Genomic DNA, 13,711 nt, shown 5'->3' with positions numbered 1-13,711 from the left:
AGGCCGAAGAGCATGAGCTCTTCGGCCTTTTTACTATTTAGACTGGGATGCGGAAATGGGAAGGTTTTTAGCTTCGGCAATCAGTTCAAACGAACGGAGCCTGTCTTCATGATGATAGGCTTCGCTGTTAATCATCAGCTCCTGGATACCGGTTCGTTTAACAAACTCGTCCATTTGGGCAGCTACGGTTTCTTTATCGCCGACAAATGTATTTTTCAACATATCGTTTACGGCCATTTTCTCCCGTTCACTCCATACCTCATCTATATTATCTACAGGCGGCTGGGTGCGGCCGGGCGTATTGCGGATCAGGCTTAGGAACTTCAAGTAAAGAGAAGAAGCCACGTGTTCCGCTTTTTCGTTTGTATCAGCTGCAATCACGTTCACGCCGACCATTGCGTACGGTTTATCAAGCACTTTGGACGGTGTGAATACCCGGTTATATACAGACAGGGCATCCATCATACTGGCCGGGGCAAAATGACCGGCGAAAGCAAACGGCAGGCCGAGCTGGCCTGCAAGCTGGGCACTGAATGTGCTTGATCCAAGCAGCCAGACGGGGATATCGAGCCCTTCTCCCGGTATTGCGCGGACACGACGGGAAAATTCATCATACGGCTCAAAATAGCTGCGCAGCTCTTCAAGAAGAGCCGGAAAGTTATCGCTGCTGTTTACATTACGGCGGAGTGCCATAGCTGTCAGCTGGTCCGAGCCGGGCGCGCGGCCAAGGCCAAGGTCAATGCGGTCCGGATAAAGAGTTTCCAGCGTACCGAACTGTTCAGCGATAGCCAGTGGTGCGTGGTTTGGAAGCATAATGCCTCCGGATCCGACGCGGAGGGTGCTGGTGCCGCCGGCGATATATCCCATTAGAACAGAGGTAGCCGAGCTTGCAATGCCGTCAATGTTGTGGTGTTCTGCCAGCCACATTCGATTGTACCCCCATTTTTCAGCATGCTGGGCCAGATCAAGGCTGTTATGCATTGATTCTGCAATCGTTTGATTTTGATTAACGGGGGATAAATTTAATATAGAAAATGGTATGTCTTTCAATGGAGTGTGATCCATACTAATCGTCCTTTCTTTTTCGGGAAATAGATTCAGAAAAATTTCTGTCAGCTGTTTATTTTTCTATTGTCTCATTGTATGGGATTCAGCAGACAGAAACAAATTTCTGAACTCGAAATACTTTCAGGCCCCGTCAAAGCAGCAATTGTATAGAAGAGATACAGCCGGAGCTACGTCCTGGGAACGCAGACGTGCAAATCCGATAATAACAGCGGGCGGCTGGTCTGCAGGTGTGGATTCTTTCAGCCAGAAGCGCTCCATCCCATAAAGTTCGAGCCGATGCTCCTTTGCTTTTTCCAAAATAGTATCCAATGCCCGGGGCGTATTAATTTCCATTAAAAAATGAAGGCCGGCTTTTTCCCCGGTAATCGAAATAGACGGGCCGAATGTATCGTAAAGAGCTTCAATTAACTGAGCCCGTATCGTTTTATAGTGTTTGCTCATGCGTTTAATATGTTTCTGGTACTCCCCATTTTTAATAAAAACGTAAAGAGCCAGCTGAATAAGCGAAGAGGAGGTCTGCATGAGGTGGGAAGCCTCTTCCTTATATGCGGCGAGAAGAGTTGGGGGGAGCACCATATAGCTGAGACGGAGTCCCGGAAGAAGCGATTTGGAAAAGGTGCCTACATAAATGACCCGGTTTAAATCATCGAGGCTGTGCAGGGCGGGAATCGGATCGCCCTCGTATTTGAATTCCGCATCGTAGTCATCTTCCACGATATAGCGGCCTTCCTTTTTATAGCTCCAATTTAAAAGCTGGATACGTCTGGAAACCGGCATAATGCGTCCTGTCGGCATTTGATGGGAGGGAGTAACAACAGCGATGGACGCCCCGGAGTTCTCGAGTTCCTCCGGACTCATACCTTTGTGATCGACAGAAACCGGACAGACCGGACGGCCGGAGGCCTGGAACTGCTGGTAGATCCGCTGGTAGCCGGGGTGTTCTACAGCAAACAACGCATGTTTGTCACAGGTCATCGCGAGAAGCTCAAACAGCCATTGCGTGCTTGCTCCTAATATAATCTGCTCCGGACGGCAGCGCACGCCCCGGGTACGTCCAATAGTTTTCGCTATTTCCTCCCGAAGCAGCCACTGGCCCTGCGGGTGCTCAAGGTTATCCAGGCTGGCTGCATAATGGCGCAGAGCCTGCTGTTCGCTGTGCTGCCAGGCTCGAAATGGAAACAATGAAGCATCCGCATTCATATGGGAAAAAGAGAACTGATAAACCGGAAATCTTTTTTCAACCAATTCTTCCGGAAAAACGTCCTCATCCGGAACAGCAATAAATGCATCAAGTGCCTCGACGAAATATCCCCGCCGTTCTTTAGTATAGACATACCCTTCTGCAATCAGCTGCTGATAGGCTGACATGACGCTGTTCATGCTGACGTGCAGGTAGTCAGCGAGCTCCCGCTTGGAAGGAAGCTGATCGTGTTCAGCCAGTATGCCTTCCAGAATCTGCTGTTTAAGCGCTTCGTAAATCTGTTTATATAAAGGCCCACTGTTTACAGAGCGTGTGAGCTGTATTGAGAGCATTAGAAAATCCCCTTTAACTGGTACCATTATTATTTTAAAACTGGTTCTATTAAGCATACCAAATAAAACATACAATTGTGAAAATACTTAATATGAGGAGTGAAAAGAATGACAAACGTACAATCAGAAACATGGCAGGAAAAGAGAGACCGCTACGTTCCAAAAGGTGTTGGAAATGGAAACAGAGCGATGGCTGCTTCCGGAAAAGGTGCAGTTCTCACAGATGTTAATGGAAACGATTATATCGACTTTGCCGGAGCGATCGGTACGATGAACGTTGGACATTCCCATCCAAAAGTAGTTGAGGCTGCCGTAGCTCAGGTTGAAAAGGTTACCCATCCGGGATTTAACGTAATGATGTATGACAGCTATATTGAAGTGGCGGAAGCGCTATGCCACATTACTCCAGGAGATTTTGATAAAAAAGCAATTCTGTTAAACAGTGGAGCGGAAGCGGTCGAAAATGCGGTGAAAATTGCACGAAAAGCCACGGGACGACAGGCAGTCGTTACGTTTACGAGAGGGTTTCACGGCCGTACGAATATGACGATGGCGATGACAAGCAAAGTAAAGCCGTACAAGCTTGGTTTTGGTCCGTTTGCCTCCGAGGTGTACCATGCGCCCTACCCTTATATGTTCAGAAAGCCGGAAGGCATGACGGAGGAGGCTTACATTCAGTGGAGCAAAGACGAATTTGATTTGTTTTTCAAAACCGAGGCGGCGCCTGAAAATATTGCCTGCGTCGTTATGGAACCGGTTCAGGGAGAAGGCGGATTTATTATTCCTCCAAAAGCCTTTGTTCAGCATGTAGCAGACCGCTGCAAAGAGCATGGCATTCTGTTTATCTCTGATGAGATTCAGGCCGGGTTTGCCCGGACGGGAGAATGGTTTGGTATTGAGCACTTTGACGTCGTGCCGGATTTGATTACCGTCTCCAAATCGCTTGCTGCCGGCTTTCCATTAAGTGCAGTAGTCGGACGAAGCGAAGTAATGGATGCAGCAGCACCGGGAGAGCTTGGAGGCACTTACTGCGGAAATCCGGTCGCCTGCAAAGCAGCACTTGCGGTTATAGACATTATTAAAGAAGAAAAGCTTAATGAACGTGCCGAAAAAATGGGAGCAGCTGTAGAGAAAACAGCGGCAGAGTGGGCAGAAGAATTCCATTTCGTCCGCGGCTTTCGTCGTCTTGGAGCGATGGCTGCTTTTGAAATCGTAAAAGAAGACGGAATTACACCGGATCCGGAAAGAACTTCTTCTATTGTAAAGGGAGCGAATGCTTCCGGGCTTCTGCTTTTGTCAGCAGGCGTGTATGGTAATGTTATCCGCTTTCTTGCCCCAATTGTAATTACGGATGCTCAGCTTGAAAAGGGACTGGAGCTGCTGTATGATCAGCTGGCTGCGTCAATAAAATAGGAGGAAATCATCTTGCAGAAAAAAGTAACCGGCCGTTCCGAATTAGAAACGCGCAGGTTATAGGATGGCTTGCTATTGTCTTAAGCATTGGTTTCATTCTATTGTACTTTCCCGGTATGCCTGCCGCTTTGATATGGCCGTATGAATGGGTCATTCTTGGTACTTGGATCTTAATCGGTGCTGTATTATTTATTGTTAAAAGAACAGCATAAATCAAAAAGAGGTCTGCATCTACAGGCTTCTTTTTTTGATTTGATTTACTTTACATAAAAAAGGATAATAGGAAATATAATGAAAAAGAGGTGTCCCATGTCGTCTGATCGAATTATTTCTGCCGTTTCATACATCAGTATATTTTTTGCTCCTGTACTTCTGCCCTTGATTGTGTGGATACTTGGGAACGTGTTTGTGGCAAGGCATGCTAAACGAGCGTTTCTATCGCAGATTCTTCCGTTTCTATTCTTCATGGGGGCTATGGTGCCCTTTTGGATAACGGGTGGAAACTTTCAGAGTGAAAGCATATCTATCGTATTTATAAGCTTAATTGCTCTTTTTATGTTGAGTCTGCTGGTTATAGTGATTCTCAATATTATCTGGACGATCATTGTTTTAAAAAACTCCAGCATCTCTGCTTAAACATCAGCTGCAGGGCGGTGTTTTCCTGCATAAAGAAAAACCATCAACCAGGCAGGGGAATGTACATGAAAGCAGAATATAAAGGGTATAGGTAGACAAAAGACTGCCAAAACGATGAAAAGGGGTGCAGAAATGAAAAAATTAATCAACCAGACAGACGATATCCTGGATGAGATGCTTGAGGGCATGGTGGCTGCCCACCCAAACGAAATTAAACGACTGGCGGAAACAAATGTAATCGTTCGCAGTAATGCTCCAATAAAAGGAAAAGTAGGATTAGTGAGCGGCGGTGGAAGTGGTCATGAACCCGCACATGCAGGCTATGTCGGCCATAAGCTGCTTGATGCAGCAGTATGCGGTGAAGTATTTACCTCGCCGACCCCGGATCAGGTATATGAAGCGATAAAAGCAGTAGACGGCGGGGTGGGAGTGCTTCTTATCGTTAAGAACTACAGCGGTGACGTCATGAATTTTGACATGGCAGCGGATATGGCAAAGGACGAAGGAATCAAAGTTGAGCAGGTGATTATTCGTGATGATGTGGCGATAGCCAACCCGGAAGACCGCCGCGGGGTAGCGGGAACTATTTTTATACACAAAATTGCCGGTGCTGCAGCCGAGTCCGGTAAATCTTTAAAAGATATAGCAGAATTAGCCCAAAAAACAGCGGACAACGTTTTCTCCATGGGTGTATCGTTAAGCCCGAGCACGGTTCCAGCATCAGGCAAACCGGGATTTGAGCTTAAAGAAAATGAAATAGAAATTGGCACGGGAATTCACGGAGAACAGGGGATAGAACGTAAATCCCTGAAGCCGGCTGATGACATTGCAGAAGAGCTTGTACAAAACCTGCTCAAGCATATGGATATTAAGAAAAGCCGGGTTGCTCTGATGATTAACGGCCAAGGATCCACCCCTTTAATGGAGCTCTACATTATGAATCGAAAAGTTAGTGAGCTGATAAGTGAACAAGAAGCAGAAATCAAAAAAACATTTGTCGGAGAATATATGACCTCTATTGAAATGGCAGGGTGCTCGGTAAGTATCTTAAAGCTTGATGATGAGCTCGAATACTTCTTACACTAGAAAAACGGGGGAAATCGCATGAATCTTACTACAGAAACAGCAAAACAATGGTTTCTTGCAGCCGGACGTGAAATTCAGGAAAACAAAGGCTACCTATCAGAGCTTGATCAAGCTATAGGCGATGGAGACCACGGCCACAATATGGCACGCGGCTTTTCGGAAGTCGAAAAAAAGATTGCCACGGAAACCTATGAAGATGTAGGAGGCGTAGTAAAAGATGCTTCCATGACTATGATTTCCAAAGTCGGCGGAGCGGCCGGACCACTGTATGGAACGGCTTTTCTAAAAGCCTCCGGAGTTTGGAAAAACAAAAGCGAACTGTCGGATGAAGATTTCACGGAAGGTCTGAAAGCAGCGATTGACGGGATCGCTAAGCGCGGGAAGTCCGAACAGGGCCAGAAAACGATGCTCGATGTATGGATCCCGGTTCTCGAAGAAGCGAAAAAAGGCAGTATTGATGTGTGGCAGCTGGTCAGGACTGCTAAAGAAGCAATGGAAAAAACGGAAGATATGGAAGCGAAAAAAGGGCGCGCTGCCTATTTAGGGGACCGGTCCATCGGTCATCTCGATCCTGGAGCGTATTCGTCCTACCTGCTGTTTGAAGCTTTAGCGGAAGCAGTAGATGCAGAAGGAGAAAAAAACTAATGGCTAAAGTAAGCACAGTAGTAGTATCCCACAGCCGTCAGCTGGCTGATGGTGTAGTAGAATTGATCAATCAGACAAAGCAGGAAGATGTCATTGTGATTGCTGCAGGGGGCACGGAAGATGGAGAAATAGGAACGTCACCTGATTTAATCAGCGAAGCGTTGAAAAAAGCCGATAACCCTGCGGGGACCGTTGTTCTTTTTGATTTGGGCAGTGCATTAATGAATACGGAAATGGCGCTGGACATGCTTGATGAACTTGAAGGAGAAGTTATGATTGCCGATGCACCTTTAGTAGAAGGTGCCTATGTGGCAGTGGTGGAAGCGGGCATGGGGAAAACCCTGCAGGAAGTGCAGCAGTCAGTAGAAAAAGCTAAAAAGTGGAACAAAAAAACATAAAGAGACGGATGCCGAATCGGCACGTCTCTTTTTGTTTCAGCGCTGTGCTGCCCGGTATCCAGACTGCTCCGCCTGTTCCGGTGTACAGAATAATTCTTCTTCTTTGGTCTGTTCATAATGCTGTCCACCGGGAACATGATAAATCCGTTCCCCGTTGGAGCTGTGATTGCCCTTAACAGTCGGGTCTTCGCAGTCTGCTTGAAAAGAAGGAGCGGCATGCGAAGCGGTCTGGGGATGAAAGCCTTCGTCGGACACGTAGCCTTCTATACTCCATATGCCCCGCTCCGCCTGGCGGGCTTCTTGTTCTATGTCACGGAATGCACCTTCATAACGGGTATTAGGTTCGTATACGTATGCTACCCGGGCAAGCCCCTCTTCCAACAGCTGTTCATTAATCATCTCGTCCCCCCGCCAGATATAGGCTAGAAAACGGTCGTACCGGTCTCGTGTCGTTGTATCGACTTCGACTTCTATAGAAGAGCCCTCCGGCAGTGTTTGTTTTACAAAACTGCTGGCCTCGGGGCCGAAAGGCTGAACTGGTTCATCGGGGTGTACGGTTTCCGGTGTATCCACCATAAGAAGCCGCACTGTTTCTTCCGTGCCGTCATTCATTGTAATCCGGAGAGTGTCGCCATCTACGACCCGATCTACCGTAGCTGGAATTCGTCCATCAGTAGTTTCGGCATCGCTGCATGCGGCTAAACTGAGCAAAAATAAAGCGGTCAAAACAAAAAGTATATGTTTCATGAGGGCTTCTCCTTTTCTTTTTTATCATGTTCCAGCTCTTGAAGAAGGATACGAAGCCGGCGCACGTCTCCTTAATAAAGAAAATCAGCCAGACCAGAAAATCAATCCCGCCCATTCATTTGTAGACCAGGCAATAGAAACAGATAGAACAGCTAACGTTATCATGATGCATTCGTATACAATATGAAACCGGTTTGTATTCATTACAGAGCCTCTTTTCTACCATTATACTTATTTCTGTTTTTATTTTGGAAAAGGGGCCGCAGTGTTTGAATGAATAAAACAAAAAATGGAATATTTTCAGGGGAAAACGGGAATATGTATACAAATAAGCACTTATTTGTAAAAATATTTATTTACATTAAAGACCGAAAGGATGATTGGCATGCCGGTACATTATCAAGACCAGAACATTACCGTATTTCAAAGTGCATTGTTCCAAACGACATCAACTGTCGCTGTAACCGAAGAAGCGGTTATTATTGTAGATCCTACCTGGCTGCCTGAAGAAATAAGAGAAATACAAAATCATGTAGCGCTGGTAAGCAAAGGACGGAAGCAGTACCTTGTTTTTACACATTCTGACTACGATCATATATTAGGATATCATGCCTTTCCGGAAGCTGTAACTATTGCTTCAAGAGCTTTTGTGTCCAATTCCAAAAAAGAAGAAATCCTGGAGGAAGTTAAACAGTTTGATGACAGCTATTATATTGTAAGGCCATACGGAATAGAATACCCGTATATTGATATTATTGTTGATAACGATGAGCAGATGATTGAAACAGGCTCTCATACGCTTACTTTTTATCTGGCACCCGGCCACAACGTGGACGGTATGTTTATTTTAATTGACCACCTGGGGGTACTCATTACCGGAGATTATTTAAGTGATGTGGAATTTCCGTTCATATATCAAAACAGCGAGGCCTATGAGAGGTCTCTTCAGAAAATCAACAGCCTTTTCGAACAGCAGAAAATTAATTTCCTTGTGCCAGGTCATGGTTCTGTTACGTCAAGCCCTGCGGAGATTAAAGACAGGCTTGATGACTCTCTTTGGTATATTGAACAGCTTCGCAAGACAACAGAGGAAGACGGTGAATACCACGTACTCGAGGCTTTCGTGGACGGATATGGATTTTCAACGTTTATGAAGAAAATGCACCACAAAAACATTGAGCTTGTAAAACGGGAAAAAGATGCTTAAAGTGAAAGATAATAGACTCTTTAAATAGATTTTCATTTTTGCTAAAGGAAGCGATAAAATGAAAAAAGCAGCAGCTATTGGAGGCTTATTACTTCTGTTGGGAGCAGCTGCCTGCTCTGCAGAAAAAGCAGAAGAGCCTGCAGAATCTTCTAACACTGAATCAGATGCTTCAGCAGAAGAGGAATCACCGTCCTCGGAAGTAAAAAGCGAAGAAACGGGGCCCGAAGTTCCACCCCTGAGTGCAGAAGGAGTGGTGGAAGATCCTGATGCAGTAGATATGCTTGTAAACCGCGATTATCATTTATCGTCTGATTATGAGCCGGATGACCTGATACAGGCAGATATCCGATATGCTTCCCCTGGAGACGATCCGAAAAATCTGATCAGGGAGCCTGCATCAGCATCCCTGGAAGAGCTTTTCGCTGATGCGGCGTCTGCCGGGCATGAACTGTATGCCATATCCGGCTATCGTTCTTATGACCGTCAGGACGCTATTTTTACCCAGAACGCAGAACGGGATGGGGAAGAACAGGCTAACACTTACAGCGCAAGGCCCGGAGAAAGTGAACATCAGAGCGGACTTGCTATGGACGTGAGCTCCCGGACTGTTGGAAACCAGCTGAATACCGATTTTGGAGAAACAGCGGAAGGCCGGTGGGTAGCTGAAAACGCCCATCTGTATGGGTTTATCGTACGCTATCCGGAAGACAAAACAGACATCACAGGCTATCAGTATGAACCGTGGCACCTTCGCTATGTAGGAGAAGACCTGGCCGAAGAGCTGTATGAAGAGAACTTAACACTTGAAGAGTACTACGGGACCGAAGAATAAAAGAGGACAGCAAAGTCTGTTCTCTTTTTTTGTGGGCGAGTGTCAGTACGGTCCAGCGTGCACTTTTTTATTTTAGAAGATAATTTCCGCGGGCGGTTTTCTATGGTAAGATATAGTGGTGTTATTCTGTTTAAATAGCATACAGCCGCTAAAATTAGTAGATGGTCTGTCTACATATATACTATTGTCCTGTACCTTCTGTATTTTTAGAGAAAGAATACAGATATTTGGAGTGCTTTTTCAACAGCACATATCCGACACGATGTTATTTAGATTAAAAACCTTGGTATTAAAGAAGAGGAGCGTTTAGTAGTGTACATTGATATTGATGGCGTGAACGTCCATTACCAGGTATCTGGAGAAGGAGCAAACGTCATGCTGCTTCACGGATGGGGGGCAAATGTTCAAACGTTTGCACCAGTCCACCAGCGTCTGGAAAAGGATTTTAAAGTATGGTCTATTGATTTCCCCGGTTTCGGCCAAAGTGCTGAACCACCGGAGCCCTGGTCTGTAGGAGATTATACGGAGATGCTCGGAAAGCTGATCCGCAAGCTTGAGATTGAAGATCCAATTTTAATGGGTCATTCTTTCGGCGGCAGGGTGTCTATTAAGTATTCAGCAGCCAACGCTGTCAGGAAGGTTATTCTCGTTGACAGCGCAGGCGTTCTTCCAAAGCGGACCTTTAAATACTATTACAAAGTGTATACGTATAAAACGTTGAAGAAATTATTGAAACTGCCTCTTATTAACAAATACGAGCAGACGATAATGGACCGTGTAAAAGGGAAAGTCGGCTCTTCTGATTATAAAGATGTTTCCGGCGTTATGCAGCAGACCTTTGTCAAAGTAGTCAATGAAGATTTAACCCATCATATGCCGGATATTAAAGTACCTGTTCTTCTTGTATGGGGAGAAAACGACGAAGCTACACCGGTAGCTGATGGAAAACGAATGGAAGAATTAATACCCGATGCGGGATTGGTCGTATTGAAACGTGCAGGCCATTATTCCTACCTCGATAATTTAAATGAATTTATCGTTATTATTGACCATTTCCTCCAAAAGGAAAAAAAGGAGGCGGCAAGCCTTGATTAGTCTGCTTATTTTACTGTTTATTATTGCCTGGGGGTATTATACGCTGCGTCTTGTGAAGCGAAGCACGCATATGCTCCAGCTGAACAGTTATAGAAACGAAAGAATCTGGAAATGGATGAAAGAACATCAGGACCGCGTGTTTCCTATTAGAAGCTTTTGGCCGCTGCTCGCGCTGCTGCCATTATTTGCAGGAAACGTCTGGCTCGCGCTGGCCATTGGAATTATAGTATACGGTGTTAATGTATTAATGATGCAGGAGACAGCAGAGAAAAAGAAGCTGGTCGTAACCAAAAGAGTCCGGCGCCTGTTTATTACGGTTACGTTATTGTACGCAGCGGTTATTATCGTCGGGCTGTCGCTCAGTGCCGGTATTAACGGTTCTTATTTCTGGCTTATTGCCCTGGCCATTCTGACAAACATTTTCGTGTACTTTATGGTGATGATGGCAAACTTAATCAATATGCCTATTGAACGCCAGATTAACCAGCATTTCTTTAATGATGCGGAACGGATTATTAAGTCCATGCCTAATCTGGAAACCGTCGGAGTAACGGGAAGTTACGGCAAAACAAGCACAAAGCATGTGTTGGAAGCCGTTCTTTCCTCTCAGTTTAATGTTCTGATGACACCGGAGAGCTACAATACAAGAATGGGTATCACATTGACTATCCGTAATATGCTCAAGCCGTACCATGAAATTTTCATAGCGGAAATGGGTGCCAAACAAGAACATGACATTCAAGGCGTCTGTGACCTGGTCCACCAGAAATACGGTATTATTACAGCTATCGGTGAACAGCATCTGGAGACATTTAAGACGCTTGATACCATTAAGAAAACGAAGTTTGAAATTGTGGAAAGCCTGCCAAATGACGGCACCGCGTTTTTAAACAAAGACGATGAAAATATCATGTCCTATGAGCAGCGCAACCAGGTACGCACGATGTATTATGGAATCGATGCGGAAGATCTTCACTTCCGTGCAGATAATATTGCGTTTTCTTCTAAAGGGTCCACTTTTACTATTATGAAATATGATGGCAGCTCCGTGGATGTAGAGACAAAGCTGCTTGGTCGTCATAACATTTACAATATCCTGGCGGCAGTAGCTATTGGTTCGGAAAAAGGTATTCCGTTAGAGAAAATGGCACGTGCCGTGAAAAAGCTCCAGCCGGTGGAACACCGCCTGGAGCTCAAGAAGCCGCAGGGGAACATTACGATTATTGATGACGCCTTTAACTCCAATCCGGTAGGGTCAAGGATGGCACTTGAAGTGCTTGGCCAGATGCCGGAATACAAGATGCTGATTACTCCGGGAATGATTGAACTCGGAGATAAAGAGTACGACCTGAATAAAGCATTTGCCGAGTATGCGGCGGATGTGTGCGATTTTATTATTTTAGTAGGGAAAAAGCAGACAAAGCCTATGCAGGACGGCCTTCTGGAAAAAGAATTTCCGGAAGAGAAGTACTACGTAGCCGCTGACCTGCAGGATGCCTTAAATAAAATGCACGAGAAAGCTGTCCAAAAATCCATTGTGTTATTGGAAAACGATCTGCCGGACACATTTAATGAGTAGAGAATGCGAGGGACTTACCTATGAGAACTAGAGTTGGTGTTTTTTTCGGAGGAATATCTGTAGAGCACGAGGTATCGGTTATTTCAGCGGTACAGGCAATGCATGCCCTTGATGAAAAATTATACGAAGCAGTACCTGTTTATATTGCAAAAAACCGCCAGTGGTATACAGGAGAAGACCTCCGCGACATTGAAAACTATAAAGACCTTAACCAGCTGTTTGAAAAGCTGCAGAAAATTACTGTTACGGGCGGGGATGACGGCGGCGTAGTGCTGCAGAAAAAACCTGTTCCTAAATTCGGGAAGCGTGTTGTCGCGGAAATTGACGTGGCTTTCCCTATTGTTCACGGTACGTTTGGAGAAGACGGCGTGCTGCAGGGATTCTTTGAACTAATGGATATCCCTTATGTAGGGTGTGACGTTATGTCCTCTGCTGTCGGTATGGATAAAGTGATCATGAAGCAGGTGCTCCGTGATGCACAGATTCCGGTTCTTGATGACATTTGGTTTTACGGTACGCACTGGTCCGACAATCCGGAAGGAATTACCGCGTTAGTAGAAGAAACGCTGGAGTATCCGGTAATTGTGAAGCCGGCTAATCTTGGATCAAGCGTAGGCATCAGCAAAGCCGGAGACCGCGATGAACTAAGAAGTGCGGTGGAAGAAGCGATGGAATTTGCCAGCAAAATTCTTGTAGAGCACATGGTTGAAGATATGAAGGAAATTAACTGTTCAGTTGTAGGCGACTACGAAGAAGTAGAAGCTTCCGTATTGGAAGAAGTATTGAAAACAGAAGACATTCTAAGCTATCAGGATAAGTATCAGGGCGGCGGCAAAGGCGGCGACGGTGCAAAAGGTATGGAAAGTACAGACCGTGTCATTCCAGCGCCCTTGGATGAAGAGCAGACAGAAGATATTCAGCACCTGGCAAAAGATACGTTCCAGTCACTTGGATGCAGCGGCGTCTCACGTATTGATTTTATGATCGACCAGGCAACTGATATGATCTATGTAAACGAAATTAATACAATCCCGGGCTCCCTTTCCTTTTATCTTTGGGACCCAGCGGGCAAAGATTATACAAGCTTGACGCATCAGCTGATTCAAATGGCATTGAAGCGTAGAAGAGAACGCGAAAAACTTACGTTCTCGATTGACTCAAACTTATTTTCCACCCAGAGCGCGGGCGGGCTCAAAGGTGGAAAAAGCGGAGCTAAAACAGCATCCCGCAGCTAGTTGGAAAAACAGTAAGAATCGGAGAAATGTCTCCGGTTCTTTTTTCTTTTTCTGCAATAAAAAGATTGCATCCTATAATTTCATGGGGTATAATATCATTTGGCAGTAAGGAATTCATCTGTCTTTGTTTGTACGGCCCGTTGGTCAAGTGGTTAAGACACCGCCCTTTCACGGCGGTATCACGGGTTCGAATCCCGTACGGGTCACCATTATTTTTTTGTTTATACCAAGCAGATC

At 45.5% G+C, this 13,711-nt stretch carries 13 protein-coding genes and 1 tRNA gene; 11 read left to right on the top strand and 3 right to left on the bottom strand.

From position 1 onward, the window contains the following. Nucleotides 1-33: 33 nt before the first annotated feature. Together AC5W2J_RS13825 and pdxR are read right to left on the bottom strand one after the other, a co-directional pair. Nucleotides 34-1,065: an LLM class flavin-dependent oxidoreductase gene (locus tag AC5W2J_RS13825; protein ID WP_496060037.1), complete on the bottom strand. Its 1,032-nt coding sequence runs from the start codon at nt 1,063-1,065 to the stop codon at nt 34-36. Between the two features lie 123 nt (nt 1,066-1,188). Then, nucleotides 1,189-2,601 carry a MocR-like pyridoxine biosynthesis transcription factor PdxR gene (pdxR, locus tag AC5W2J_RS13820; protein ID WP_496060036.1) on the bottom strand — a complete coding sequence of 471 codons (1,413 nt, stop codon included), beginning with the start codon at nt 2,599-2,601 and terminating at the stop codon, nt 1,189-1,191. Between the two features lie 108 nt (nt 2,602-2,709). On the opposite strand from pdxR, the gene gabT reads away from it, so the two are divergent. From gabT to dhaM, 5 genes are all read left to right on the top strand, one after another. Then, nucleotides 2,710-4,014: a 4-aminobutyrate--2-oxoglutarate transaminase gene (gene gabT / locus AC5W2J_RS13815; RefSeq protein WP_496060035.1), complete on the top strand. Its 1,305-nt coding sequence runs from the start codon at nt 2,710-2,712 to the stop codon at nt 4,012-4,014. A gap of 309 nt (nt 4,015-4,323) precedes the next feature. Continuing rightward, on the top strand, nt 4,324-4,650 hold the full coding sequence (locus AC5W2J_RS13810) for a hypothetical protein (RefSeq protein WP_496060034.1): 327 nt from the start codon (nt 4,324-4,326) through the stop codon (nt 4,648-4,650). A gap of 132 nt (nt 4,651-4,782) precedes the next feature. Continuing rightward, complete coding sequence (gene dhaK / locus AC5W2J_RS13805; protein ID WP_496060033.1) at nt 4,783-5,736, top strand: dihydroxyacetone kinase subunit DhaK; 954 nt, start codon at nt 4,783-4,785, stop codon at nt 5,734-5,736. 18 nt (nt 5,737-5,754) lie between these two features. Continuing rightward, nucleotides 5,755-6,381, top strand: coding sequence for a dihydroxyacetone kinase subunit DhaL (gene dhaL, locus AC5W2J_RS13800; protein ID WP_496060032.1), 627 nt, complete (start codon nt 5,755-5,757; stop codon nt 6,379-6,381). Further along, nucleotides 6,381-6,779 (top strand): dihydroxyacetone kinase phosphoryl donor subunit DhaM, encoded by a 399-nt coding sequence (gene dhaM / locus AC5W2J_RS13795; RefSeq protein ID WP_496060031.1) that lies wholly within the window; start codon nt 6,381-6,383, stop codon nt 6,777-6,779. Before dhaL ends, dhaM begins: the two co-directional genes overlap by 1 nt. A gap of 36 nt (nt 6,780-6,815) precedes the next feature. Here dhaM and AC5W2J_RS13790 read toward each other — a convergent pair whose 3' ends face one another. Beyond that, on the bottom strand, nt 6,816-7,526 hold the full coding sequence (locus tag AC5W2J_RS13790; RefSeq protein ID WP_496060030.1) for a thermonuclease family protein: 711 nt from the start codon (nt 7,524-7,526) through the stop codon (nt 6,816-6,818). A gap of 385 nt (nt 7,527-7,911) precedes the next feature. Between AC5W2J_RS13790 and AC5W2J_RS13785 the strand changes: the two genes are divergently transcribed. The 6 genes from AC5W2J_RS13785 to AC5W2J_RS13760 all read left to right on the top strand — a co-directional run bounded on the left by AC5W2J_RS13785 (nt 7,912) and on the right by AC5W2J_RS13760 (nt 13,683). Beyond that, nucleotides 7,912-8,733 (top strand): MBL fold metallo-hydrolase, encoded by an 822-nt coding sequence (locus AC5W2J_RS13785; protein WP_496060029.1) that lies wholly within the window; start codon nt 7,912-7,914, stop codon nt 8,731-8,733. A gap of 58 nt (nt 8,734-8,791) precedes the next feature. Next, complete coding sequence (locus AC5W2J_RS13780) at nt 8,792-9,565, top strand: M15 family metallopeptidase (RefSeq protein ID WP_496060028.1); 774 nt, start codon at nt 8,792-8,794, stop codon at nt 9,563-9,565. A 312-nt stretch (nt 9,566-9,877) separates the two neighbouring features. Continuing rightward, the gene (locus AC5W2J_RS13775; RefSeq protein WP_496060027.1) at nt 9,878-10,660 is read left to right on the top strand and encodes an alpha/beta fold hydrolase; all 783 of its coding nucleotides are present in this window, start codon (nt 9,878-9,880) and stop codon (nt 10,658-10,660) included. Continuing rightward, complete coding sequence (locus AC5W2J_RS13770; RefSeq protein WP_496060026.1) at nt 10,653-12,239, top strand: UDP-N-acetylmuramoyl-tripeptide--D-alanyl-D-alanine ligase; 1,587 nt, start codon at nt 10,653-10,655, stop codon at nt 12,237-12,239. Before AC5W2J_RS13775 ends, AC5W2J_RS13770 begins: the two co-directional genes overlap by 8 nt. 20 nt (nt 12,240-12,259) lie before the next feature. Beyond that, nucleotides 12,260-13,474 carry a D-alanine--D-alanine ligase family protein gene (locus AC5W2J_RS13765; RefSeq protein ID WP_496060025.1) on the top strand — a complete coding sequence of 405 codons (1,215 nt, stop codon included), beginning with the start codon at nt 12,260-12,262 and terminating at the stop codon, nt 13,472-13,474. Between the two features lie 134 nt (nt 13,475-13,608). After that, nucleotides 13,609-13,683, top strand: a tRNA-Glu gene (locus tag AC5W2J_RS13760). The last annotated feature ends 28 nt before the right edge of the window (nt 13,684-13,711 follow it).

The organism is Sinobaca sp. SA16-1 (genome assembly GCF_059510515.1).
The sequence above is the reverse complement of the archived record's forward strand: the minus strand, read 5'-3'. Positions and strand labels throughout refer to the sequence as shown.